19 protein-coding genes and 1 CRISPR repeat array are annotated in these 22979 nt (G+C 55.7%); of the genes, 9 read left to right on the top strand and 10 right to left on the bottom strand.

What is annotated here, in order from left to right; genetic code table 11:
• Nucleotides 1–7 precede the first annotated feature (7 nt).
• The 4 genes from ntrC to glnA all read right to left on the bottom strand — a co-directional run bounded on the left by ntrC (nucleotide 8) and on the right by glnA (nucleotide 4722).
• Complete coding sequence (gene ntrC, locus RZA33_RS14795; protein WP_317508479.1) at nucleotides 8–1435, bottom strand: nitrogen regulation protein NR(I); 1428 nt, start codon at nucleotides 1433–1435, stop codon at nucleotides 8–10.
• Nucleotides 1428–2489 carry a nitrogen regulation protein NR(II) gene (gene glnL / locus RZA33_RS14790; protein WP_317508478.1) on the bottom strand — a complete coding sequence of 354 codons (1062 nt, stop codon included), beginning with the start codon at nucleotides 2487–2489 and terminating at the stop codon, nucleotides 1428–1430. The genes ntrC and glnL overlap by 8 nt, the downstream gene beginning before the upstream one ends.
• A gap of 236 nt (nucleotides 2490–2725) precedes the next feature.
• Nucleotides 2726–3232 (bottom strand): DUF4124 domain-containing protein, encoded by a 507-nt coding sequence (locus RZA33_RS14785; protein ID WP_317508477.1) that lies wholly within the window; start codon nucleotides 3230–3232, stop codon nucleotides 2726–2728.
• A gap of 83 nt (nucleotides 3233–3315) precedes the next feature.
• Nucleotides 3316–4722 carry a glutamate--ammonia ligase gene (glnA, locus tag RZA33_RS14780; protein ID WP_317508476.1) on the bottom strand — a complete coding sequence of 469 codons (1407 nt, stop codon included), beginning with the start codon at nucleotides 4720–4722 and terminating at the stop codon, nucleotides 3316–3318.
• A gap of 528 nt (nucleotides 4723–5250) precedes the next feature.
• On the opposite strand from glnA, the gene RZA33_RS14775 reads away from it, so the two are divergent.
• Complete coding sequence (locus RZA33_RS14775) at nucleotides 5251–5874, top strand: hypothetical protein (protein ID WP_317508475.1); 624 nt, start codon at nucleotides 5251–5253, stop codon at nucleotides 5872–5874.
• Nucleotides 5875–6341: 467 nt separating this feature from the next.
• Nucleotides 6342–6647 (top strand): hypothetical protein, encoded by a 306-nt coding sequence (locus RZA33_RS14770; protein ID WP_317508474.1) that lies wholly within the window; start codon nucleotides 6342–6344, stop codon nucleotides 6645–6647.
• A 134-nt stretch (nucleotides 6648–6781) separates the two neighbouring features.
• Nucleotides 6782–9870: a CRISPR direct-repeat array (repeat unit 28 nt; unit sequence TTTCTGAGCTGCCTGGGCGGCAGCGCAC).
• A 129-nt stretch (nucleotides 9871–9999) separates the two neighbouring features.
• Here RZA33_RS14770 and cas6f read toward each other — a convergent pair.
• Genes cas6f through csy1 form a run of 4 tightly spaced genes read right to left on the bottom strand, consistent with a single transcriptional unit; the run spans nucleotide 10000 to nucleotide 13935 of the window.
• On the bottom strand, nucleotides 10000–10569 hold the full coding sequence (cas6f, locus tag RZA33_RS14765; RefSeq protein WP_317508473.1) for a type I-F CRISPR-associated endoribonuclease Cas6/Csy4: 570 nt from the start codon (nucleotides 10567–10569) through the stop codon (nucleotides 10000–10002).
• Between the two features lie 3 nt (nucleotides 10570–10572).
• The gene (gene csy3 / locus RZA33_RS14760) at nucleotides 10573–11598 is read right to left on the bottom strand and encodes a type I-F CRISPR-associated protein Csy3 (RefSeq protein ID WP_317508472.1); all 1026 of its coding nucleotides are present in this window, start codon (nucleotides 11596–11598) and stop codon (nucleotides 10573–10575) included.
• Nucleotides 11599–11612: 14 nt separating this feature from the next.
• Nucleotides 11613–12581, bottom strand: coding sequence for a type I-F CRISPR-associated protein Csy2 (gene csy2 / locus RZA33_RS14755; RefSeq protein WP_317508471.1), 969 nt, complete (start codon nucleotides 12579–12581; stop codon nucleotides 11613–11615).
• A complete protein-coding gene (gene csy1 / locus RZA33_RS14750; RefSeq protein ID WP_317508470.1) occupies nucleotides 12574–13935 on the bottom strand; it encodes a type I-F CRISPR-associated protein Csy1 in 1362 nt (453 codons plus the stop codon). Before csy1 ends, csy2 begins: the two co-directional genes overlap by 8 nt.
• Before the next feature lie 242 nt (nucleotides 13936–14177).
• Here csy1 and RZA33_RS14745 point away from each other — a divergent pair, with 242 nt between their 5' ends.
• Together RZA33_RS14745 and RZA33_RS14740 are read left to right on the top strand one after the other, a co-directional pair.
• On the top strand, nucleotides 14178–14429 hold the full coding sequence (locus tag RZA33_RS14745) for a toxin HicA (protein WP_317508469.1): 252 nt from the start codon (nucleotides 14178–14180) through the stop codon (nucleotides 14427–14429).
• A gap of 16 nt (nucleotides 14430–14445) precedes the next feature.
• Entirely contained in the window at nucleotides 14446–14775 is a 330-nt protein-coding gene (locus RZA33_RS14740; protein WP_317508468.1) for a type II toxin-antitoxin system HicB family antitoxin, read from the top strand.
• Nucleotides 14776–14777: 2 nt separating this feature from the next.
• Here the strand turns inward: RZA33_RS14740 and cas3f are convergent, their stop codons facing one another.
• Together cas3f and cas1f are read right to left on the bottom strand one after the other, a co-directional pair.
• On the bottom strand, nucleotides 14778–18119 hold the full coding sequence (gene cas3f, locus RZA33_RS14735) for a type I-F CRISPR-associated helicase Cas3f (protein WP_317508467.1): 3342 nt from the start codon (nucleotides 18117–18119) through the stop codon (nucleotides 14778–14780).
• Nucleotides 18116–19090 (bottom strand): type I-F CRISPR-associated endonuclease Cas1f, encoded by a 975-nt coding sequence (gene cas1f, locus RZA33_RS14730; RefSeq protein ID WP_317508541.1) that lies wholly within the window; start codon nucleotides 19088–19090, stop codon nucleotides 18116–18118. The genes cas3f and cas1f overlap by 4 nt, the downstream gene beginning before the upstream one ends.
• Before the next feature lie 158 nt (nucleotides 19091–19248).
• Here cas1f and RZA33_RS14725 point away from each other — a divergent pair, with 158 nt between their 5' ends.
• From RZA33_RS14725 to RZA33_RS14705, 5 genes are all read left to right on the top strand, one after another.
• Nucleotides 19249–19932: a hypothetical protein gene (locus RZA33_RS14725; RefSeq protein ID WP_317508466.1), complete on the top strand. Its 684-nt coding sequence runs from the start codon at nucleotides 19249–19251 to the stop codon at nucleotides 19930–19932.
• A gap of 156 nt (nucleotides 19933–20088) precedes the next feature.
• Nucleotides 20089–20238 carry a hypothetical protein gene (locus tag RZA33_RS14720; RefSeq protein ID WP_317508465.1) on the top strand — a complete coding sequence of 50 codons (150 nt, stop codon included), beginning with the start codon at nucleotides 20089–20091 and terminating at the stop codon, nucleotides 20236–20238.
• The gene (locus RZA33_RS14715) at nucleotides 20235–20969 is read left to right on the top strand and encodes an ABC transporter ATP-binding protein (RefSeq protein ID WP_317508464.1); all 735 of its coding nucleotides are present in this window, start codon (nucleotides 20235–20237) and stop codon (nucleotides 20967–20969) included. Before RZA33_RS14720 ends, RZA33_RS14715 begins: the two co-directional genes overlap by 4 nt.
• Entirely contained in the window at nucleotides 20953–21843 is an 891-nt protein-coding gene (locus RZA33_RS14710) for a metal ABC transporter permease (protein ID WP_317508463.1), read from the top strand. Before RZA33_RS14715 ends, RZA33_RS14710 begins: the two co-directional genes overlap by 17 nt.
• A 35-nt stretch (nucleotides 21844–21878) precedes the next feature.
• A partial coding sequence (locus RZA33_RS14705) for a metal ABC transporter solute-binding protein, Zn/Mn family (protein ID WP_317508462.1) occupies nucleotides 21879–22979 on the top strand: 1101 nt, incomplete at its 3' end.

Raw genomic sequence — 22979 nt, 5'->3', positions numbered from 1 at the left:
GGCACAGTTATTCGTCTGCTAAAGCGGGCAGCAGTGTTTTCAGTTTACGAGTGAGCGTATTACGCCCCCAGCCTAGCAACTCTGCGGCCTCACCCTTGCGCCCGCCGGTATGTTTAAGCGCCGTTTCAATCAGGATACGCTCGAAATCAGGCACCGCTTCTTCCAGAAGATGCGTATGGCCCTCTGCCAATGCATGATCAGCCCAGTCCCGAAACGCGGTGCGCCAATCGCCATGGGCACTGCTCTCGGAAGCGCTTGTTGAACGCAGCTCAGGCGGCAAATCTTCGACCAGAATTTCCCGCCCTGACGCCATCACGGTTAGCCAGCGGCAGATATTCTCTAACTGGCGCACGTTACCCGGCCACGGTAGGCGGGTTAGGTGGGCTTCCGCGTCGCTGGTGAGTACTTTGATATCGGTAGACAGCTCTTTCGCTGCCTCGGCTAAAAAGTGCCGGGTCAACCGTGGGATATCTTCGCGCCGTTCGGCCAACTTCGGCAGATGAATGCGGATAACATTTAAACGATGGAACAAATCTTCCCTAAAACGCCCGTCTTCAACCAACTCTTCTAAATTTTGGTGGGTGGCGGCAATAATACGCACGTCCACTTTTATCGGCATATGACCGCCCACCCGGTAGAATTCACCGTCGGCCAATACACGCAACAAGCGTGTTTGCGTTTCAGACGGCATATCGCCTATTTCATCTAAAAACAGCGTACCGCCGTTGGCTTGCTCAAAACGCCCTTGGCGCTGCTGAGAGGCGCCGGTAAAGGCCCCCTTCTCATGGCCAAACAGCTCCGATTCGATCAAATCGCGGGGAATCGCCGCCATGTTTAAGGCGATAAACGGCTTCCCTTCCCGTGGGCTGTGCTGGTGAAGCGCCAAGGCAACGCGCTCTTTACCGGTTCCCGATTCACCGTTGATCAACACTGTGATATGCGAATGGGAGAGACGGCCAATCGCGCGAAACACCTCCTGCATCGCTGGCGCTTCGCCGATAATTTCCGCGTTTAACCCTTCCGGCACGGTTACCGGGCGCTGGCGTTCGCGGGCATGCGCCACGGCGCGGCGCACCAGTGCCAAGGCTTCGTCAACGTCAAACGGTTTGGGCAGGTACTCAAACGCGCCGCCCTGATAAGAGGCCACCGCGCTGTCCAGATCTGAGTGCGCAGTCATCACAATGACCGGCAGATCAGGGTGCGCTTCGCGCAAGCGGGCCATTAAATCCAAACCGTCGATACCGGGCATACGGATGTCGGTGACCAACACGTCTGGGGGGCTTTCCAGCAAGCGCTCAAGCGCCGTATCGGCACGCTCAATACATTCCACGTCTAGGTCGGGCTGTGCTAGCGCGCGCTCTAGCACCCAGCGGATAGCCCGATCATCATCGACAATGACCACCCGCGCAACATCATTACGTGCAGCCTCAGTCATGACGCTTCTCCGGTGAAAGTAATATCATGGGAATCAATAAACGAAATTCGGTATGTCCAGGACGTGATTCGCATTCGATCAATCCTTGATGTTGTTGCAAAATCGACTGGGCAATAGAGAGCCCCAGGCCGCTGCCTTCAGAGCGCCCCGACACCATGGGGTAAAACAGCGTTTCCTGAAGCGTATCGGGAACGCCAGGGCCATTATCGATGACGGCGACTTCGCTAACTAAGCGGTGGCGCTCGGCGCCCAGGGTAAACTGGCGACGGGAGCGGGTGCGCAATATCAGGGTCGGCTCCGGCGTTTGCGCATCGTTCATCGCCTGCACAGCGTTGCGCGCCACATTGAGCACCGCCTGAATCATTTGCGACTCATCACCGGAAAGGTCGGGCAGGCTAGGGTCATAATCGCGGCTAATCAACACGCTGGGATGCTCGGCTATCAGCAACGCTCTCACCCGCTCAAGCACTTTGTGAATATTCAGCGGTTCGTGCTTGACGATGTAATTGGGGCCCAGCATGGAATCGACCAGGTCGCGCAATCGATCCACCTCTTCGACGATGATATAGGTGTATTCGCGCAACGCCGGATCGTCTAAATCCCGTTCCAACAGCTGCGCGGCGCCACGAATACCACCGAGCGGGTTTTTCACTTCATGCGCAAGGCCGCGGGCCAGTACCTTGATGGTCTCTTGACGAGTGGTCAGCGCCTCTTCGCGGGAAATTTGCATTAACCGATCGCGGGGCTCTACTTCCAAGAGCAGCTCGTCGTCTGATAACGGCGTTACCGTGTAGTCAACGGTAAGTGGTTCACTATTAATTAGCGGCGTAATCCGCGCTTCCCGCTGGGTGTAAGGGTGAAACGCATCGCGCGCTTTCGCCAACACCTCATCAATACTGTCGTCACCGAGCAGCGTATCTAAGCTAATGCCCTTCACACGGCTGAGGCTGACCGCCAATAACGCTTCGGCCGCTGGGTTCATCCAACGCACGCGTAGCTTACCGTCGAGCAGCAATACAGCCGTCGTAAGATGTTCAAGTAAGCGCTGATGCATGGTGGTGTCCTGATAAATCGCGTCTTCCATCGCCGTTACAGACCTACAAGTGGATGATCAATGCGGAAGCTGCAAGAAGCGCGCCAATTAGCCATTAGCGGTGATTTGCACGGCTTACGCGCATAACCATCGCGCAAGCTGATCCTTTTTAGGGCGCTAACGGAAACGAACCGACCGATTAATGCACTATTTTAGTGCATTGAGTTTTTTGAGAAACCGCTTTAAGGCGTCCCTTTTTAAGGGACTATAACCATCACTGGCGCGGAGCGGTGTTGCAGCCGTTGACTGCTATCCAATAACTCAGCTTGAAGCTCGTGACGGCCCGCCGCCAGCCCCGTTAGCCAGAACACATCGCTGTGCAACGCTGACTGGCTAACGTTACCATTCACCAACAGCCGCACCTGGTGGTCCTCGCGCAGCGGTGGGGCAATCGCGATTTCCACTGACGTCATTGCCTTATCCAAACGTGCGCCTTGCTGGGGCAAGGCAATTGAAAAGTGGTCGTAGGGCATAAAAGGCTGCCCCGGTTTGCCACGCGGGCGCACATCGGCTGTTGTGGTCCTTAGTGCAAGCGGCAAGCCCGGCAATGGGGCTAACTCTAGCGCCTCTCCCCCTTGGCCTGGCTTATCGGTAAAAGTGACGTTGCCATGCTCATCGATGACGCGGTAAACCGTTTGCCCAAACGTCGCCTCGCTGATGCCCAATAGGCTAACCACGAAACCGAACGCGGCCACCCTGGTCATTATTTTGTTAACCATACCGCCCCTGATAATAAAAAACCCCGCCGGAGCGGGGTTTGAGCACTATTCGTTATCAATAGCGCTGATTAGCAGCTGTAGTACATATCAAACTCAATCGGGTGAGTCGTCATGCGGATACGCTCAACGTCTTCCATTTTGAGTTCGATGTAAGCGTCGATCATTTCGTCGGTAAACACGCCACCTTCGGTCAAGAACGTACGGTCAGCGTCGAGGGCTTCCAGCGCTTGGTCCAGGCTGTGCGCCACGGTCGGCACCAACTTACCTTCTTCCGGCGGTAGGTCGTAAAGGTTTTTATCCATCGCATCGCCAGGATGGATCTTGTTTTTGATGCCGTCGATACCGGCCATCAACATGGCGGAGAATGCCAAGTACGGGTTGGCGGTCGGATCGGGGAAACGCGCCTCGACACGCTTACCTTTCGGGCTTGCGGTGTAAGGGATACGGATAGAAGCGGAGCGGTTACGCGCGCTGTAAGCCAGCATAACCGGCGCTTCAAAACCTGGCACCAAGCGCTTGTACGAGTTAGTAGAAGCGTTGGTAAAGGCGTTCAACGCACGAGCGTGCTTGATGATGCCGCCAATGTAATAAAGCGCCATTTCAGACAGGCCAGCGTACTCGTCACCGGCGAACTGGTTGTTGCCATCTTTCCAGAACGACTGGTGAACGTGCATGCCCGAACCGTTATCGCCAACCAGCGGCTTCGGCATGAAGGTCGCGGTTTTGCCGTAGGCGTGAGCCACGTTATGGATCACGTACTTCATTTCCTGCACTTCGTCAGCTTTCTTCACCAGCGTATTAAATTTAACGCCGATTTCGTTCTGACCCGCGTTGGAAACCTCGTGGTGGTGAACTTCCACGGTCTGACCAATCGCTTCCAAGGTGTTACACATAGCGCCACGGATGTCGTGGAAGCTATCCACCGGGGGAACCGGGAAGTAGCCGCCTTTGACACGCGGGCGGTGGCCCAGGTTGCCGCCTTCAACTTGACTGTCGCTAGCCCAAGCGCCTTCGTCAGAGGTGATTTTGTACATGGAGCCCTGAATGTCAGACTTCCAATGCACTTCGTCAAAGATAAAGAACTCTGGCTCAGGGCCGAAGAAAGCTGTGTCGCCTAGACCGGTTGACTGCAGGTAAGCCTCTGCACGCTTAGCAATGGAACGCGGGTCCCGATCGTAGCCCTGCATGGTGGCCGGCTCGATAATGTCGCAGCGCAGCACCAAGGTCGCGTCTTCGGTGAAGGGGTCGAGGTAGGCTGAGCCATCCTCAGGACGCAGAATCATGTCGGATTCGTTAATGCCCTTCCAGCCATCAATGGAAGAACCATCGAACATTTGGCCGTTTTCAAAAAATTCTTCGTCAACATCGCGGGCTGGCACTGTGACGTGCTGTTCTTTACCGCGTGTGTCGGTGAAACGCAGGTCTACCCACTTAACATCATGTTCTTCAATTAGCGCGATGGTCTTGGCTGACATTGTGTCCTCCGGTATGAGCGTGGCTTAAAGCTAACGACAGTAAGCTACCGATAAATGTGTTGTTCGACAAACTACGTGCTAAACCACACGTTTGTCATTCTTGTTCGCTCAACGCTTGCTGGCATTGGTGCACAAATCGCTCAGCGAATATTTCCAACCGGCTATCGTTTTAGCACGCCGCAGGGCTTGTGCCTACGACCCGCTAGCCGCTAAAAATCTTAATGCAGAGATTATGCCAACACTGCACCAATATGGCATAAAAAAACCTCAACCACCTGTTTTATAAGCTTTTAAAAACACCCGGCAATGCTTCTTCATGACGCATAAAGCCGCTGCGAGGTATTAAACAGCGATTCAAATCCCTTCTTTGCACCAAAATAAATCAAAAATAAACGCTACTGCCTCAAAATGGTGCACGGAAAGGCGGCATACTTTCTTGTTTGCAAACTTTTCTCTTGCTACTTAAATAAACCGGCTACTACAATAAGTTACAAATTGACATACTTGATCACAGCTGGAGTCAGCAAAATGGGATCGGTTTGCTTTATCGTTGACGCTGTCGTTACGGGGTCAATGTTACCACGGCATTTACAGTCCATTCGTGACTCTGGCGTGGCTGACCATTTATTGCCTATTTTTGTGACCGGTGCTTATACACAGGAGCGCTTGGCCGCTATTGAGCAGCGTTACCATACTCACTTCCTCATCACGCCGCATCTGCCGCTCGGGGCTCGGCTTAACAAAGCCGCGTTTGCCAGCCAAGCTGAATGGCTAATCATTGCGCTGCAAAAACAGCCGCCCTCAGCCACACTATGGCACTCGTTGTATCCCCAACTGACCGCCTCAACACTTGATGCCTTAATCATTGGACTTAAACAGCCTTCGATTCCAGAACGTCTTCTGCGACGTTTAACGGCAAGTGCGCTGTTATTACCACCCTACATGGCGGTTAGGCGGGTTTGGCTAGAACGCTTAGGCGGGTTTGACCCTGAGCTGGACGGAAAAATCGCTATCGACGATTTTATTCAGCGTTTACGCGCCTGCCCCACTCGGCTAAAAAATTACGATGGTCAACAGCTTAGCCAAATAAATGAACCCGAAAACGATACCCTAGCTAACACACCTTATCTTGCTCCTGAATTGCCAGATTGAGAGGGCACGCGCCCCGTGACTGGGTTTCGTGCGGCAACTCACAACCACCCCGCCCGAAGCACCTTTTTTAACGACCTGATTGATAGCCCATGAGGAAGAAGCGACCTACCGAGTAGGACAAGAGCGCCACCTACGTGTCGTGGCATCCCTCTCAGCCGGTAGCGAAGGCGCCCTTAATTTCGTTTTAGAACGGCCCGAGCGGGTTGCCACAATCGCCACGTGAAGCCACGCAAGTACCCCCTTCCGCTGCGCAAACCTTCACCTGGCGCCACCTAGCCTTTCGCAATGATCAAGGTCAATTTGCTAGCGGTGGGAGTCTCTCAACTACATCGCACATCTGGAAGAGTATCGCCTGCGGGTAACCGGCGGTGGATGAACAGCATACATAAGCCCGTTGAAGGCACTACACTAAAGCAATACACATCAAACCATTCATCACGACATTCATCACAGCAAGGAAGACAGCGATGCATCAGCATATCGAATGGGACGAACCCGGCAGCGCCAGTGTTATGCAGTACTTTAAAAAACAACCCGATCAAAGCGGCCAACCCGACCCGGGTGATATTATTTCCGTGCGCTACAACGGCGCCATGGTGCGCGTCAAAGTAGACGCCTACCGAGAAGATGACGCCGTCAGCATCGGCGAAGTCGCCGCGATTATCGACAACAACGGCGGCCGCCACCAAAGCTTCAACAAGCTGGAAGTCGGTCACATCGTCCGGGTACCCGACGACAAACGCGCGCTGGAAACACCACCGCAAGAAGATTAAAGCGCTAGCATTGATCGAAATTCAGCATAAAAGCCACCTATGCGGTGGTTTTTTTGCGGTTCCTCATGGCTCAGTGTGAAAGTATCTCTGCCAGCCTGATAGTTACATAGGTGGGGGTAGCTTTAGCTCGCGACCGTTTGGGCTGCCTGGGCGGCAGCGCACATGGCCGATCATGACGATGTCGTCGACATAGCTTTCTGAGCTTTCTGGGCGGCAGCGCACGGTATGCTAGCGGCTACATTGGACAAGCTGAGTTTCTGAGCTGCCTGGGCGGCAGCACACATGCTTTTATCTACTGCTTGGATAATCATTTTTTTCTGAGCTGCCTGGGCGGCAGCGCACTTGTTGGCAGTAATCTCGGCGGTTCGGTATTTTTTCTGAGCTGCCTGGGCGGCAGCGAACTGGGTGAGCGCTTTTAGTTCTTCCTGCACGTTTTTCTGAGCTGCCTGGGCGGCAGCGAACAAAGAGCGTTTGATCTATGCGCCGAAGTAGCGTTTCTGAGCTGCCTGGGCGGCAGCGAACCCAATGTCACCGCCGACCTGGGCGACGACGTATTTCTGAGCTGCCTGGGCGGCAGCGCACTACGTGCGCCGCGTCATCCTAGACCCGCCTGATTTCTGAGCTGCCTGGGCGGCAGCGCACTGCACTGGAGGCTTTTCTTGAGGAGGCTGATATTTCTGAGCTGCCTGGGCGGCAGCGCACGTAGCTGTTCATTCGGGCGCCCCAGGCTTCGGTTTCTGAGCTGCCTGGGCGGCAGCGCACGAGAGGTTCTAAAAATGAATAAAGGTTTAATATTTCTGAGCTGCCTGGGCGGCAGCGCACTTTGAGCGATGAGCATAGAAGTTCTACTCGAATTTCTGAGCTGCCTGGGCGGCAGCGCACCAAGAGCGATCCGCTACGTACGATAAGCCACATTTCTGAGCTGCCTGGGCGGCAGCGCACTCATCCGCTTCATTGCATAGCCTACTGTTGGTTTTCTGAGCTGCCTGGGCGGCAGCGCACTAGCACGCCGCGAATTGAACCGGGGGCAAAATTTTCTGAGCTGCCTGGGCGGCAGCGCACGTTAGGCCCAGCGCATCCGCTTCCGCCCGCATTTTCTGAGCTGCCTGGGCGGCAGCGCACGACAAGTAGGTAATTTCCCAGGAGGCGCTGGATTTCTGAGCTGCCTGGGCGGCAGCGCACCTCTTGTTTTTCGTGTGTATCCGTTCGTCCCATTTCTGAGCTGCCTGGGCGGCAGCGCACGGTGAGCGGCTGGCCTTTCCAGCCGATGGCCAGTTTCTGAGCTGCCTGGGCGGCAGCGCACGGGCAAGCTGGGCTTTTAGCTCCGCTGGTGAATTTCTGAGCTGCCTGGGCGGCAGCGCACAACAAGTACACCGATGGTGGGAACAGATGACATTTCTGAGCTGCCTGGGCGGCAGCGCACGGGTAGCTGTTTATTCTGACTGATGTAGTAATTTTCTGAGCTGCCTGGGCGGCAGCGCACTTACCCGACGAAGGTGCTTGTACGGACATTCTTTTCTGAGCTGCCTGGGCGGCAGCGCACTCAAATACAAGCAAAAGATGGCCGCTGAGCAATTTCTGAGCTGCCTGGGCGGCAGCGCACATATCAAGATATTACTTCCTGAGTAATGCTAGTTTCTGAGCTGCCTGGGCGGCAGCGCACGTTGAAGTGGGCCGTTTCCCCGTTACCGGAAATTTCTGAGCTGCCTGGGCGGCAGCGCACTTTAACGCCACCGACACACTAACGGCCCATCATTTCTGAGCTGCCTGGGCGGCAGCGCACCCATTCTGGAGGAAACAGCAAGCATTGTTTACTTTCTGAGCTGCCTGGGCGGCAGCGCACTCTGGTACTAACCGTAAATGGTCGATACCGATTTTCTGAGCTGCCTGGGCGGCAGCGCACTTGACGATCTGTAAACACTTATTGGACACGCTTTTCTGAGCTGCCTGGGCGGCAGCGCACACTATCCGCTGCCCTCGCTACCTGATGGAATGTTTCTGAGCTGCCTGGGCGGCAGCGCACAGATAAGCGTGTGTGGTGCTGGCGCAGATTGTTTTCTGAGCTGCCTGGGCGGCAGCGCACCACGACATAGCGCATCACACCTTTGGCGATACTTTCTGAGCTGCCTGGGCGGCAGCGCACAAGCTGGGCGAGGAAATGAGCGATGGTGTCATTTTCTGAGCTGCCTGGGCGGCAGCGCACGCGGTCGAGCATTACCCGGGCTGCGTCGTTATTTTCTGAGCTGCCTGGGCGGCAGCGCACCTACTGTCTTGGCATTACGAAGGGTTTGTTCTTTTCTGAGCTGCCTGGGCGGCAGCGCACTCGTAAGCTGCTTAAAGCGCCACGGCTACCAGTTTCTGAGCTGCCTGGGCGGCAGCGCACCGATTTAATAAGCGCGACTCGCTGGTAATTGTTTTCTGAGCTGCCTGGGCGGCAGCGCACAGTACATGGCGCAGCCGCCCACAGAGGTGGTATTTCTGAGCTGCCTGGGCGGCAGCGCACTCAACCACGCCAGATCACGCCATGCTGCTGGATTTCTGAGCTGCCTGGGCGGCAGCGCACGAGTGATATGCAGAGCTGGCGGGGCGTCTAGCTTTCTGAGCTGCCTGGGCGGCAGCGCACGTCGGGGCGGGTAGACCTGCCTACGTTTGAATTTTCTGAGCTGCCTGGGCGGCAGCGCACTGCGTGATGACGGTACCAACGACACGCCTACTTTTCTGAGCTGCCTGGGCGGCAGCGCACTCCATCAACGCGAGCATCATGCTATCGAGGTATTTCTGAGCTGCCTGGGCGGCAGCGCACACCCACAGCGAAAGCGGTGGGCGCTTTGGCCATTTCTGAGCTGCCTGGGCGGCAGCGCACGAAAAGCGCCAGAGCGGTGAGTTCAGCGCCATTTTCTGAGCTGCCTGGGCGGCAGCGCACCCGATGAGTAAAATCGAGCGCGAAGTGCTTGATTTCTGAGCTGCCTGGGCGGCAGCGCACAGCTCGGGCAAGCGACGCTGTTTGCGCTCTTTTTTCTGAGCTGCCTGGGCGGCAGCGCACCAGCCCAAGCTCGGCCAATTCGGCCAGCGTATTTTCTGAGCTGCCTGGGCGGCAGCGCACTTACTCTTTTCCGTTTGGCCTTAAACGCCTTTTTTCTGAGCTGCCTGGGCGGCAGCGCACCACATTCAAGAAGCCAACAAAGACGAGAGCATTTTCTGAGCTGCCTGGGCGGCAGCGCACTAGAGCATATCAAAATTAATGTGCTGATTGTTAAAGAGCTTTAGCCAAAAAAAGCGATATCACCCTTTTGGGAGCGATACCGCTAAGTGATTGATTATTAGTCGCCTATTTTCATGCTAGAAAAAAGGGTCAAAACCATGGCACTGTGGCGCTGGGGCTTAAACCGTAGTGGTTAAACGAACCCGCCACCGGTTTTTCTTTCGGCTCACCCTGTTCGATAAACAGGCTAAAACGCTGCTGAGTCGAACGGCTATTTATTTGCACGAAGGGTAGCTCAATACGTCGCGCCGCTAGCTTGGCGTAAATTTGCTGTGCTGCGTCTTCTGAAATGTCATGCCGCTTGGCATATCGTTTGGCTCGGCTTGGGCTGCCGGTGTTGAACTGCTTGCGCGCCACATTGATATGCTTGGTACTTTCGGGCACGGCAAGCAGCTCGCTGATTTGGGTATGATCGCGCATGCCAGTCAGCCAGTCAGCGCCCATCAATTGCCCCAGCCGTGCCTGAGTGCCATGCAAACGCAGGTGATCGCCTAATGTACGAGCACGGACTCCATGCTTATGGGCTGGGAAGCTAACGCCTATATCCGTTGCCTGTAGGTCAAATAGCACTCGATGCAGCTTGTTGTAGAGCGCGCCCATCAGCATCGGCGGAGCGAAATCGGGGTCGGGCCTTAGCCGAATATCAATATAGTGATCCATGGTTTACCCCGCTTCGCCGAATACACCGCCGCGAATCAGGGTCGCCATAACAAAGTGCTGATCTTCTTTCGTGGGCACTTGATCCTTGATCATCCAGTTATCTAGCAGAGAGTAGAAATCAGCCTTCTGCTTGGGCTGGCGGTACGCTTTGCCCTGCGTGGTCACTGAGCCATAAGGCTCAACAGCAATAGGGCCTAGGTCTTCATCGTTTTCATTGGGGTACCAGGTGTCGATGGTGCGAATGGCATTACCCAGTTTCTGCGAGTGAATACCGGCAATCTTGCTAACGTGATAAAGCGTTTTACTCTTATCCCCCCGGCCCCGATCAAGAATCAACTCTTGGGACGGGAACACTTCTTGGCCACTGCCCACACGCACATAGGCCACTACCTCAAGCAGTAAGTGCTGCTCACCCGCCAACGCGGAGGCGATAACACCGGCGAGTTCTTTAAGCTCGGCGGTGTCCTCGAAAGCTCGTAACGAAAGCGACAGTGCATCAAACGTCCACTCTTTGGCGGTGTTACCCTGGGCCAATTGGCGAATACTGACTTCTACCTGCTCTGCGCCCATGCGGTTACGCCACAGAAAGCGGCCATTAGCGAGGTTATTGGCATAACGATGCGCCAGCTCGCCGAAGCCTTGCGCTTGTTTATACTCAGCAACTGCCTGTTCCAGCTTGGCTTGGTACTCGGCGTTATTACAGGCCGAAGGCGTTCCGGCACCCGCCAATACGCGCAGCGTAAATCGAGCAACTAAGGTGTCTGCATCGTGGGGCAGCGTGGCGACATCGACAGTTTGCAGGTTGGGATTTTCAATCGCCGCGTCTAGCTTAGCGGGGTCTTGGTCTTTGGCTTTCAGGCGGTTGGAAATGGTGCCGCGCACCGACTTTTCACGCACTTCTACCGGCTGCCACTGCTGATTATCTTGGCGCTTTTCCCAGCTGCTGGCGTAAAGCAGGGCATCGGAAGGATCAAGCTTGCGTTCAAAGGCGAGGACGGAAGCGGTTTTGAGGGTATCGTTTTTAGCCATGGTGAAACTCCTAATTACTGGGCAGTAGCGCGAAGGTGGTAATCGTTGTTGAGTCGGTAAAGTCCCGCTTCTTCGTCGTTATCAACGTACCAAAGCAGGTCTTCGGGTTGCTTCATGCGGTGCGGGCTAACCCATTCACCCATTGAGTACAGGCTTTCGACGAAGCGAAAAGGGGTCTGGGCATCGCGGGCATTGGCGACTTCTCCGGGCTGGAAAAGATCGGAAATCGCGCCGTAGCCCACTGGAATCGGCACCAACCAGCCGCGATAGGGGCGCTGCGCTTGCCAAACGGGCTTCTCGTTGGGTTCGCCCTCATTTTCTAACGTGCAAAGATGGTTAAGACGAGAGAGGTCTAACCACGCATCCAGCAAGCTGGCCTCAGGGTTGTGTTGTTGCAGCGTTTGCAGGTGTTCGGTGAGATAGTCGTCGCGCAGGGTTAGCGCAAAGCCCGGCAGCCAGCGACGCTTCAGACGAGCAAACTGCTTTTGCCGCTCGTCTTCATTGTCATCCAGCGCGACCCATTGAGGCCGCTGCTTATGATCGGGTACGGCATGATTGGGAATGACGCTGCCCCCGGCGATGCGCATTCCCGCCACCATCTCACCGATTTGTTCGGCGATATGCCCACGCTCGCTTTCATCGGCGGCCGTATCAATGGTGAAGATCAGCGTGATATCCAGGTGGACGCGCCCTTCTTCTACAATCGCCGCTGTGCCGCCTGTTTTGTCTACTGGATTACGAGTCAGGTGAAAGCCGCGGATGTAGCCGCCTTCTGTGGCCTGGGCTTCAAAGTCGTGGCAAATAACACCGACTTTTTCGAGGGCAACGTTAATGCCTGCAGCGCACAGCTTGCGTTCCAAGGCGTGCATCAAACCCACAAAGGCGCTCATGGAAGGAAAGCCCCAGGTCATCGGGCTGGAAATCGCATTGGCGTTTTGGACCCGTAGGCGCGGCAGCACCAGGAGGTTGTTAACTTCACTCATCGTCATCAGCTCCCGGTAGATTGTTTAAGTCCTCCATTAAGTTCTCCATCCAACGGCGGTCACGGTCAAGCAAACGCTGATGGGTGGCGCCGTTTGAGAGCGTTTTCTGCCAATGGCGGAATTCCACATCGCCAAAGGGGAGCTTTTCGCCTAACGCGGCGTTGAGCCAGTTAGCAAAGCGATGACGAATATCGTCGGCCCAATCCGTCGCGTTTCGCGCTTCACGAAAAGCGCTATCTTCCTCGGCGCGACCTGGGTCTAACCAGTAAGCTTCCTCTGCTGATAAGTCACATGTTTCATCGGCACTCCATCCTGCTGGCAAGCTATGCATCTGCATGGCAAAGAGCGCCAGCTCATCCATCAGCATGGCGGTGTAATCATCGCGCAGGTCGCGGGTATGCATATCGGTGGCGGGTTTAGTTTCGAGAAACTGCTTTAGGTCTTTAACCAACCCTTTCACGCCACCTGTGTAGTAGAAAACACCAAACGATTTAAATACTGAATCCACCCTTAGCGGCGGGCGAATATCGCGTGCATTCCAGCTTGGTGGCATTGAGGCTAATAAATAGTTGTTCCCGCCCCGCTCGCTATTCAGCTGCGAGATATTCTGCGGCTTAGTGCCGCCCATTTTTTGAACGGCCAGATTGGGATAGCTGTGTACCGGCTGTTCCGCGTATTTGCCTTCCCGCTTGGCTTTACGTGTCTCTTTGGCCTCTTCGCTAAAGCGATCATGGTTGATGGTTTGAAAGACCCGATGGGCTAGTGAAGTCGCATAGAGCGGCGCCAGCAGGTGGAAACTATCTTCATCCAAAGCGTCCTCGCCGACTAGCCAGTAAAGCTGTTTGCCCCGAGTGTGAGAGGCATGTTCACCGCGCGGCTCGGTAATCGCCGCAAAGGCGCTGATCCATGTCTGGGCTTGTTCGGGGTTATCGCTTAACGCGTTGGCAAACTCGCTATCGGTTTCCAAGGCACGGTCAAGCAGCGACTTGCCTTCAAACTCGAGCTTCAAGAACTTATAAACATCCAAAGCGGCGGCGTTACCTACCACATCGCCCGCAAAATCAGGGGGTAACGTGTGGCTACCGACAAGATGATTGTTGTTTAGCGATTCTGGCGGGGCGTAAAGGCTGGAGCCTTTAGCGTCTGGGTGGATCGGTTTTAGTGAGTGAGTAACAACTTGCAGCTGGCTAACGCGCTTGGCGGCACTCTCTATCCAATTATCGAACTGAAACTGCTCGACCAACGCTTGGTATTTTGGGTCATCGGGAGCTAGCTTCTCCGCTCTAGTATCGAAGCGCTCTTTTAAAAACTGCTCAATGGTGCTTCGAACACCCTTCTGCTGAGTATTTTCCATAGATCATCCTTAAGGGACTCACTTAATTAAAATGAAGCTGTATTCACACTAAGCCAAGCCTCATCTTTTTGCAAACCAAGTAATGCGCAGCATTAAAATTTCTGTGCTATCATTTTATTTCTGTTGGACATACAGCTCAGTAAAAGTAATGCGCTGCAATTTTTAGCTGCCGAACAGGCAGTTTTCAGCGTGACACCCACTTAATTCAGTACTATTATTGGTACTACTATTTGAGAGCGCTTATGGCAAAGCTTGATAAGCTTCTGGATAAGGCTCGTCGGCAGCCCAAAAGCATGAGCTTCGACGAGTTAGCGTATTTATGCGATCACTACTTTGGCCCTCCTCGTCAGCAAAAAACCAGCCATCGGGTGTACAAAACACCTTGGCCCGGCGATCCACGCGTTAATATTCAACGTGGCAAGAATGGAGAAGCCAAGCCTTATCAAGTACGCCAAGTGCTCGCTGCCATTGATAAATTATCGTCATCAAAGTGACGATGGGAGTAGTACCATGGTCAACCATACCCATTACACTTACCGCATTCGCTGGTCTGAAGAAGATGAACAATTTGTTGGTTTATGCACTGAGCTACCCAGCCTCTCTTGGCTTGCAGATACTCACCAAGAAGCGCTGGAAGGGATTCTTTCCCTTGTTGCCGATGTAGTGGCCGACATGCAAGTGGAAGGCGAAACGCCTCCTACTCCTCTTTCGGAGCGACATTACTCTGGTCGCTTTAATGTGCGTATCCCCCCAGAAAAACACCGCGAGCTAGCGATTAAAGCAGCAGAGGAAAATATCAGCCTCAACCGCTTGATCAGTGATCGCTTAGCTAATGTATAGCGTCATTTCCTTTTGGAAAATCCCAGCACTGGGTGGTACCACCAACCATTGGTGTTTTCTGAAACCGTGACGATGCCGAAGGTACGCGCGGCCCTTTCCAGCGAGATATCCAAATCTTCCGCTAGGTCAGCAAGAGTCGTTAGATAATCGCTCGCACCCCAGGGCTGAATCCGCTCGCCTTGTTCGTTTGTTAAGTCGATACGCTTGAGTAGGCTCTCTTCGACTTGCACGTACAACTTTTCACCACGTCTTTCACCATCCTCCACGCGGTGCAGCGTCCAGGTTTCGCCACTTTCATCGGGCAGCAGCGCCAGGGCTACCTCCTTTTGCGTTTGCTGACGAAACGGCTGGCGCTGAATCATCACGCCGGTTAAGTGCAGCTGCGGTGCGACGTACCAGCTGTAAGCACCCAACGGCGGTGACTTGGGCTGCTTGCCTAGCCTGATCTCTTTTGTGGTTAATGGCTCGGCGGGCTGTTCGATCATCAGTTGATGTAGCCGCTCATGTTCAAGGTCGACGAGGCTGTCTTTGGCGCGCAGGGTTTCCCGCGCCAGCACGCGGGGGCGAGCGTCGATCACCTGGTAATCGTCAGCAGCAAGTAGCTTGGTTAACGAATGGCTGCTGAGCCGCCATTGTTCACTGGTTTCAAAGCCGGGCTTATGAAATGCAGGATCACTCGGGCGCTCCAGGTGCTTTAAGTTGGCATCTAGCAACAGAATATTCGCCACGTCGCAGGCCTGCTCGCGGTGGCGGCGCACGCGGCCCGCGAGCTGAATAATCGAGCGCATAGAGGAAGGCTCGACAATGGCCCAATCGTAATCGTGATCGCGGCCCACTTCGGTGACCGGCGAGCCTAAAACGATAAACAGGTGATCGTACTCTTCGCTGCTATCCAGCAGGCGGCGGATATCCGGCTGCTGGAAAACGCGATCTGGCTCAGCCCGTTGCAGCGTTCTGTCTAACCGGCGCTCAATTTCAGAGCGCATGACCAACGGGTGTCGGGAGTGGTAGACGCACAGGTGAAGTTGCACGCCTTCTGGAGCGCCCTGTTGAAACAGCGCTCTGGCGACATCCACCAATGGGTCTATATTGGCCATGCGAATCAAACCGAAACTGACGCGTTTACTGGTGTGGGGATCAACGGAGTGGTGCTGCTGGTGAAGCGCCAGTGCATGCTCGCGTAACAGCTCTGCAACCGCGGGCCTGATCTCTTCCGGGCGTTTACCCATTGCAGGTAACGATAAAATATTCCCACGGCGGCGTACCGGGCTAGTCGATAGGCGTTCTAACCGACGCTTGGCAAAAGCATGATGCGCGGTCCTGAAGGTCTCGCCGCTGGCGCAATCGTGGTGCTGGCGGTCGTGTTCGTCGAACCAGGCACAGCAAATATCTGTCGCCAAACCCGGCTCGCCGCGATGGCGTTGAAAAGCTTCACGACCGCTGCGATAGGCTTCATACAACCCTTCCACCAGCGCAGGCGGCAAGGTGGCCGATGAAAGCAGTACCCGTGATCCTAGCAGCCCGGCCCAATTGACAAGCCGGGTAAGCGCAGGCAGGTCGTTGATATCAAAATCGTCGATCTCATCCAGCACTAAGTCGCTGCTCATTAGGCGCAGCATGGGCACGATTTGACGCCCGCCCCGGGTGCTCTCCGTGGCAGGCACAAGATGATCAACGGTACATACCAAAATGGGGGCGGCGATCAGCGCGCGGGTGCCCGGCTCATCGTTCAAGCGGCGCAGTACCGGGTGGCTATCAAAATTGCCGTCAAACACCACATGGGCGTCTTCTTCGATTAACGCCTGTTTGGAGGCCGAGCCGCTGGCTTCGGCTTCTTGCTCGTAGTGCGCAAACAGGGCTTTATTGGCGCTGCCACCCACCCGCACGGCGAGTTCATCTTCACCCAGATTCAGACGTTCGCGAAGGGCTTGACCCGTTTGCAGAGTCAGCGTGCGTAGCCCCAACGCAATGCTAAAGCGCGCGCCCTTATCGGGGTCGGCAAGGGCATACATAATGCGCCCGTTCGCCAGGGTTTTGCCGCAGCCAGTGGATGCCATATTGATGCCAAAAAAGCCCTGGCGCTGACTGCGCTCTCTAAGCGATTGGGCCAGATCAAAGGCTTTATCCTGCCAGCGAAAGCGCGGGTGGCTGCTACGTTTACGAAAACCTTTATGACGCGCCAAGCGGGGTAAGTGGCTGTCTACGCTGGGCAACGCACGGGCGACCGCGGCGGCATGTTTCTCAACTCCTAGAATATGCTCATCCAATGGCTGATTCGGCTTGCCGGTTTTGCGTAAGGTATTGGCAATCAGCGGATAGTTGGGCTCGCCGCGTACACGGTGCAGCGGGTCTTCCAGACTGGAATAGTGATGATCGGCCAGCATGAGACTAAGCCGCGCTAAGTGCATGACGTAGTGGCTCTCGAGCCAGTGCACGCTATTTTTCAGCCGTGCCTGTAACCGCGTGGCAAGCTTCGTTGCGCGCTCACGCCAGCGTTGCGTGCTAACGGGTAATCCGCTCTTGAATAGCCAGTAGGGGGCGATGCGCTTTGGGTCTTGCGTCTCAGGTATTTCGTTCCACTCGGCGCTAATGGACTCAAACAACTGGGGCAGCTGTTCAGCTTGCAGGTTGGTCTTTCCACCCCAGCGCTGGAGCGTATCATCATCAGTTGGCGGCGGTTTCAATGGCAGTCGGTGGTGGCTAAGCACCAGCCAACCAAGTGCTGCAGCCAGCGGCGGCAAACGACTAAACACCGCTGAATTAGCCTCATCCAGCCCATCACGCTCTAACCCCTCCAACCAGTCCTGCTCTTGGTAGTCACCTTCGGCCAAGCGCGCCAGCCAAGTGGCGTCGTCGTCACTCCCAACAAATGCTTGAAACAGACGCAGCGATATCCATTCGTGACGGTATAAGTTGCGGCCTTCCAGCTTGCCTTTTAGCCGCTGCTGAAAGGCATCGCAGGCTTTACCCAGGTCGTGAAGTAGCGCGGCCAGGGCGGTGAGCAGGAGAATATCTTCACCGTTGTGCCAATCGTTTTCATCGTGGCGGCGCAGGATATCTCGGGCGGTGGTGTTGGTCGGCACTGCGCCCTGGATATTAAACCGCGAAGCATCCCCCACCACCCACATCAGTTCGCTGTGGTCGTGGCCACGAATCCAGTGGCAGGCAACGGCGGTATTCTTACGCGCTTTCTTACGTAGCAGTTTGCGCAACGTATCCAGCCCGGCCTGGGTGATCGGCGTTTGCCAGGTGCGGTCGCCACGGCGTTCGGCAAACTGGTCGAGGATGCGGCGCGTCTCTTTCAGGGCGTTTTTGTTGCACTGGGAAATCAGCAGCACGTTCATGCTTCGCCACTCCCCAGCTCCTGGGCGACTTCCTTGAGGGTATCAATCATAAAGTCGAGGGATTCGGTGCGAGTGAGGCGCTCAATGCAGGCTTGGCGAAACTCCTGCTCTTCATCGCCGCGCATGGCAGAGATAAACGCCTGGGGCAGAATCACCGCGTCTTTAACCAAATCCGCTACATCGAAAACCAGTCCACCTCGGCGAGTTTTGCCGTGGAGTACCGCCAAGCCGTGAGGGATGCCTAACACCCAGGTGGCGGTCGCCGCTAAACCATAGGCGAGGTAGTTGCCGTGATCTAGAAAGCGGTTGGCGGGGTCGGTGCCCGAACCGCGCTTGGCACGGGTGAAGTCGCCATAGTCGACAGCGTTCACCGCCAGCTTAAACAGCGTTTTGGTTAAACGTGCTTCTAGGGTCAGCAAGTCGATGGTACTGGGGGCTTGCTTGATCGCTTCGCGATGGTGGCTCAGTGCGCTATGCAGATGATCGGTGGAAATACTAAAGCCTGCGTCTTTCATCACTCGGCTTGTCCACAGCGCTTCGATACGGGTAAGGCGGGCTTGCTGAAACGCCCGGGCAGCGTCCAGGCGTTTTACATCGTCAAACCAGAAGCGCACCCAATATTGAAGATACTCCGTGGGCCGGTATTCGCTTTGCGGCGTTAGCCAGGCAACATCGACATCAATTTCATTGGCCGCGAACAGAGGCGTGCCACCGCCACCGCAAAATCCTACCAATACACCGGCCTTGGCAAGTTCGCGCATAGCCGCTTGGGTGATCGAGGTGCCGGTGCCCAATAGTATTGATGTGGTATTGGCAATGGGAATATTCCAATAGCGCGATTTGCTGCCTTCATCGGTGACGTACTCGACGCGGCCACCGTTCACCAACACTCGGCAATGCTGGAGGTAATAGAGGTTAGCGCGCTTGGAATGGAGAATGGTTTTTAGGTCATTGGGCGAAAAATCATCCATGCGGCGCTCCTGGTTATCGTCTTCCTTCATCTAACCATTCTTTATCCCAACACGCCATTGACCTTAGTCATACTTCGCCACCCTTGAATCCGCCCTCGTCTCCTTTGATTTGCATGCTACGCTTAGCGCAATTGCTCCTCTTACATAGGCACTTCTGTATGCATGCTTTTCGTCTTTTTGCCGCGCTGGTTATCACCTTGGTGATCACCCTGCCTGCCTCTTTACACGCCCAGGCACAAGCCCAGACTCAAACCGGTGCGCAATGGAATGAGTATGATGAAGTATTTGAGGCAGGCGCGCGCCAGGCCAATATTTGGCAAGTAAGCTGGACCGGGATTTATGGTACCAGCCTGGCGGTGAACGCTTACCAGTCGAGCGAGGCGAGCAACGCCGATGACCGCTTTGATGCGCGGGTGGGCGTGGTGAAATCAGCGCTGGCGTTGGGCGGCATGCTGACCGACCGCCAGCCGCACCCGGCGGCGCTGGCTGAATATGAGCGCTTGAAAGCCAGCGGCGACTTAACTGGCGTTCAGGCACTGGGATTGCAGCTCGCCCAGGCTGAGCGCGCGCGGCGCGGCTGGGGTGCCCGTGTCAGTTCGCTAGTGGTGAATGGCGTGGCGGGGGCGGTGATTGCTGCCGATGGCCGGGAAAGCGATGGCGCGATTAACTTTGCCACCGGCATGCTGGTCAACGAGCTACAAATCTGGACGCAGCCGAATCAGGCGTCTTCTGCGATTAACCGCTTCCAACCCGCGGATCTGACGCTCGGGCCGCTGACAATCCCCGGTGAATACGCGCTGCATGTGGGGCCGCAACAGCTGGGTGCTACTTGGCGCTATTGATACTACCCTGCTGTTATTCCCTTAAAGCGCTGGCGGCGGCTTGTCTCCAGCGCTTTATCGTTGCCAGCGCGGCCTGAACGAGTAAAATATTCAGCAATTTTTTGGCTTTGCCAAACGTTATGTTATAACCTATTCACTATTACATGAGGTCGCTTGATGAGTGAGCATACGCACCGCCATAACAAGGAAGGACCTTGTCACTTTTCCTTGATGTCCCTGTCGGCGATTAAACGCCTGATGTTGGTGGCCGTGCCACTGCTGGCGCTTTGGGGGTTGGTCGTTTGGGCTGGCGGGTGGTTAGGATGAGTCAGCGCTCTTTATCACGCTTGCAACTGCATAATCTGCATTTAGCTCAGGCCCGCCGCACGGTGCTGGAACATATCGAAGGCGACTTTAAGCCGAGTGCGATTACTGCGTTGATTGGCGCTAACGGCGCCGGTAAAAGCACGCTGATTCAAGCCATTATGGGTGAACTTCGGCCTATTAGCGGTGAGGTCGTGTGCACGGTGGCTAAAGAGCGCCGGGCGTGGCTGCCACAGCAGTTGGCGCTGGATCTAACCTTCCCGATGAGTGTGGAAGAGCTGGTAATGACCGGCAGTTGGCCCAGCCACGGCGCACTAACCGGCTACTGTGCGGCGCACTACCGCAAGGGCCGCGAAATCATGGCCCGGCTGGGCATTTCGCACTTGGCCCACCGCCCCCTGGGCGAGCTTTCCGGCGGCCAGCGCCAGCGCGCTCTGTTTGGCCGCACGCTAATGCAGGAAGCCGAGCTGTTACTGCTGGATGAGCCGTTTGCCAATGTGGATAGCGAAACCGTGGATGTTTTGATCCGCATTCTGCGCCAGATGGCAGACGACGGCGCGACGATTATTGTCGTACTCCACGACATGGACCACCTGCAACGCCTGGCCGATGAAGTGCTGATGCTTAACGGCGGCCACGGCCGCTGGGTAGCGCCCAGTGCGCTCACTCACCAACATGCCCCCGCCCAAGTAGTGCCGTTTAGCCTGGGAGGACGTCATGTGGGAACTGCTTAATACCTGGTTTATCAGCCCGTTTGATTACGGTTTTATGCGCCGGGCGGTGGTGGGTGGCCTAGCGCTTTCGCTGGCCGCGCCGCCGCTGGGGGTTTTTTTGGTGCTGCGTGGCATGAGCCTGATTGGCGATGCCATGGCCCACGCGATTCTGCCCGGCGTGGCATTGGGCTTTCTGCTGGCGGGGTTTTCACTGCCGATCATGAGCATTGGCGGGGTGCTGTTTGGGTTAATGGTCGCGCTGCTGGCGGGGGCGGTCTCAAAAATGGGCGGCCAGCGTGAAGATGCCGCCATGGCGAGCTTTTTTATTATCTCGCTGGCCGCAGGCGTGATGCTGATTTCGATTGGTGGTAGCAGCGTTGATCTTACCCATGTGCTGTTTGGCTCGATTCTGGCGATCAACCCCACCGCGCTGCTGCTGATCGCGGGCATCAGTACGCTGATTGTGGTGACGCTCGCAGTGGTCTTTCGTGCGTTGGTAGTGGAGTGCTTGGATCCGCTGTTTTTGCGTGGGCAGAGTCGCCGCAGCGGCTGGGTACACAGCGTGTTTTTGGGGCTGCTGGTACTAAACCTAACCGCTGGCTTTCAAACCCTGGGCACGCTAATGGCCGTCGGCTTAATGATGCTGCCCGCCACCTCGGCGCGCTTCTGGAGCAAACGCTTAGAGGGCTTGATCGGTATCGCGATCGTGTTGGCCATGGTAGCGAGTACCGGCGGCCTGCTGCTCTCTTTTCATCTGGATATCCCCTCAGGTCCGAGCATTATTCTGCTGGCTGGGTTCGGTTATCTGTTTTCGGCCCTGTTTGGTCGCTACCACAGCTTGGCAGCCAAGCTGCGGCGTAAAACTACGCCACTGGCAGTGGAGCAAGGGTCTTAATTGTCAGTTTTCATGCTTTTTGTAAGGAGTGTTGTATGTCGCTTGCCTATTTATCATCTCGGCCGTCGCGCTGGTTAGTCGGTGTTTCCGCTATGCTGGCGCTGCCTGCTGCCATGGCTAATGAACGCGTTCAGGTGGTGACCAGTTTCTCTATCCTTGCGGATATGGTGGAAAACGTAGGCGGCGAGCATGTCGAGGTGACACCACTGGTCGCTGCCGATGGCGATGCTCACGTTTATTCGCCCAGCCCTGGCGATGCCCGCTCTTTGGCCAATGCTGACCTGGTAGTGTTTAACGGTCTGCGTTTCGAGGGCTGGATGGAGCGTTTGATTAGTGCCAGCGACTATTCGGGCCCACTGGTCACCGCCACCGATGGCATTGACCCACTCTCTTTCGCTGGGCACGAAGACCATGACGAACAAGGTCATGAGGATCATGGACATGACGAGCATGCTCACGACGAGCACGAGCATGAAGCACATGGGCATGAAGAAAATGGGCATGACGACCACGCCGGCCACGAACACGGCAACCAAGACCCGCATGCCTGGCAGGATATGCACCAAGCCGAGGTGTACGTTGCCAATATCCGTGATGGGCTAATCGCCGCCGATGCCGATAACGCCGATGCCTACCGCGCCAATGCGGAGCAGTACTTACAGGAAATGGCGGAAGTCGACGCTGAGATTCGTGCGCTGATTGACGAGATCCCGGCTTCTACCAGCGTGATTACCGGCCACGACTCCTTTGGCTACTTCTCAAGCGCTTACGGTGTGAACTTCCTCTCTCCGGTAGGGCTTTCCACGGAAGCCGACCCCAGTGGCGCCAGCATGGCGGCGCTAGTGGATGTGATTGAGCAGGAGAACGTTAAGGCGCTGTTCCATGAGAACATGACCAACCAGTCGATCATCACACAGCTCGCCGAAGAGACCGGCCTGCCGATTGCCGGCACGCTTTACGCGGACGCGCTGTCAGCGGAGGGTGAAGCGAGTACTTACCTGGGTATGATGCGCCACAACGCGCAGGTGCTACACGATGCGCTAGCCCAGCCGGGTCATGACGACCACGACCACGACCACGACCACGACCACGACCACGACCACGACCACGACCACGACCACGACCACGACCACGAC

Source organism: Halovibrio sp. HP20-59 (assembly GCF_033052795.2).
In the GTDB taxonomy this organism is placed as follows: Bacteria; Pseudomonadota; Gammaproteobacteria; order Pseudomonadales; family Halomonadaceae; genus Vreelandella.
This window is presented reverse-complemented; position numbering and strand designations above follow the sequence as displayed.

Bases quoted from the DNA above. Each gene is read 5' to 3' on its own strand.
- RZA33_RS14785 (WP_317508477.1), bottom strand. From the start codon at position 3,232: ATGACCAGGGTGGCCGCGTTCGGTTTCGTGGTTAGCCTATTGGGCATC.
- cas1f (WP_317508541.1), bottom strand. From the start codon at position 19,090: ATGGATGATTTTTCGCCCAATGACCTAAAAACCATTCTCCATTCCAAG.
- RZA33_RS14740 (WP_317508468.1), top strand. From the start codon at position 14,446: ATGGTCAACCATACCCATTACACTTACCGCATTCGCTGGTCTGAAGAA.
- cas3f (WP_317508467.1), bottom strand. From the start codon at position 18,119: ATGAACGTGCTGCTGATTTCCCAGTGCAACAAAAACGCCCTGAAAGAG.
- RZA33_RS14725 (WP_317508466.1), top strand. From the start codon at position 19,249: ATGCATGCTTTTCGTCTTTTTGCCGCGCTGGTTATCACCTTGGTGATC.
- RZA33_RS14720 (WP_317508465.1), top strand. From the start codon at position 20,089: ATGAGTGAGCATACGCACCGCCATAACAAGGAAGGACCTTGTCACTTT.
- RZA33_RS14770 (WP_317508474.1), top strand. From the start codon at position 6,342: ATGCATCAGCATATCGAATGGGACGAACCCGGCAGCGCCAGTGTTATG.
- RZA33_RS14710 (WP_317508463.1), top strand. From the start codon at position 20,953: ATGTGGGAACTGCTTAATACCTGGTTTATCAGCCCGTTTGATTACGGT.
- ntrC (WP_317508479.1), bottom strand. From the start codon at position 1,435: ATGACTGAGGCTGCACGTAATGATGTTGCGCGGGTGGTCATTGTCGAT.
- csy1 (WP_317508470.1), bottom strand. From the start codon at position 13,935: ATGGAAAATACTCAGCAGAAGGGTGTTCGAAGCACCATTGAGCAGTTT.
- glnL (WP_317508478.1), bottom strand. From the start codon at position 2,489: ATGCATCAGCGCTTACTTGAACATCTTACGACGGCTGTATTGCTGCTC.
- RZA33_RS14745 (WP_317508469.1), top strand. From the start codon at position 14,178: ATGGCAAAGCTTGATAAGCTTCTGGATAAGGCTCGTCGGCAGCCCAAA.
- RZA33_RS14715 (WP_317508464.1), top strand. From the start codon at position 20,235: ATGAGTCAGCGCTCTTTATCACGCTTGCAACTGCATAATCTGCATTTA.
- csy3 (WP_317508472.1), bottom strand. From the start codon at position 11,598: ATGGCTAAAAACGATACCCTCAAAACCGCTTCCGTCCTCGCCTTTGAA.
- glnA (WP_317508476.1), bottom strand. From the start codon at position 4,722: ATGTCAGCCAAGACCATCGCGCTAATTGAAGAACATGATGTTAAGTGG.
- cas6f (WP_317508473.1), bottom strand. From the start codon at position 10,569: ATGGATCACTATATTGATATTCGGCTAAGGCCCGACCCCGATTTCGCT.
- RZA33_RS14775 (WP_317508475.1), top strand. From the start codon at position 5,251: ATGGGATCGGTTTGCTTTATCGTTGACGCTGTCGTTACGGGGTCAATG.
- csy2 (WP_317508471.1), bottom strand. From the start codon at position 12,581: ATGAGTGAAGTTAACAACCTCCTGGTGCTGCCGCGCCTACGGGTCCAA.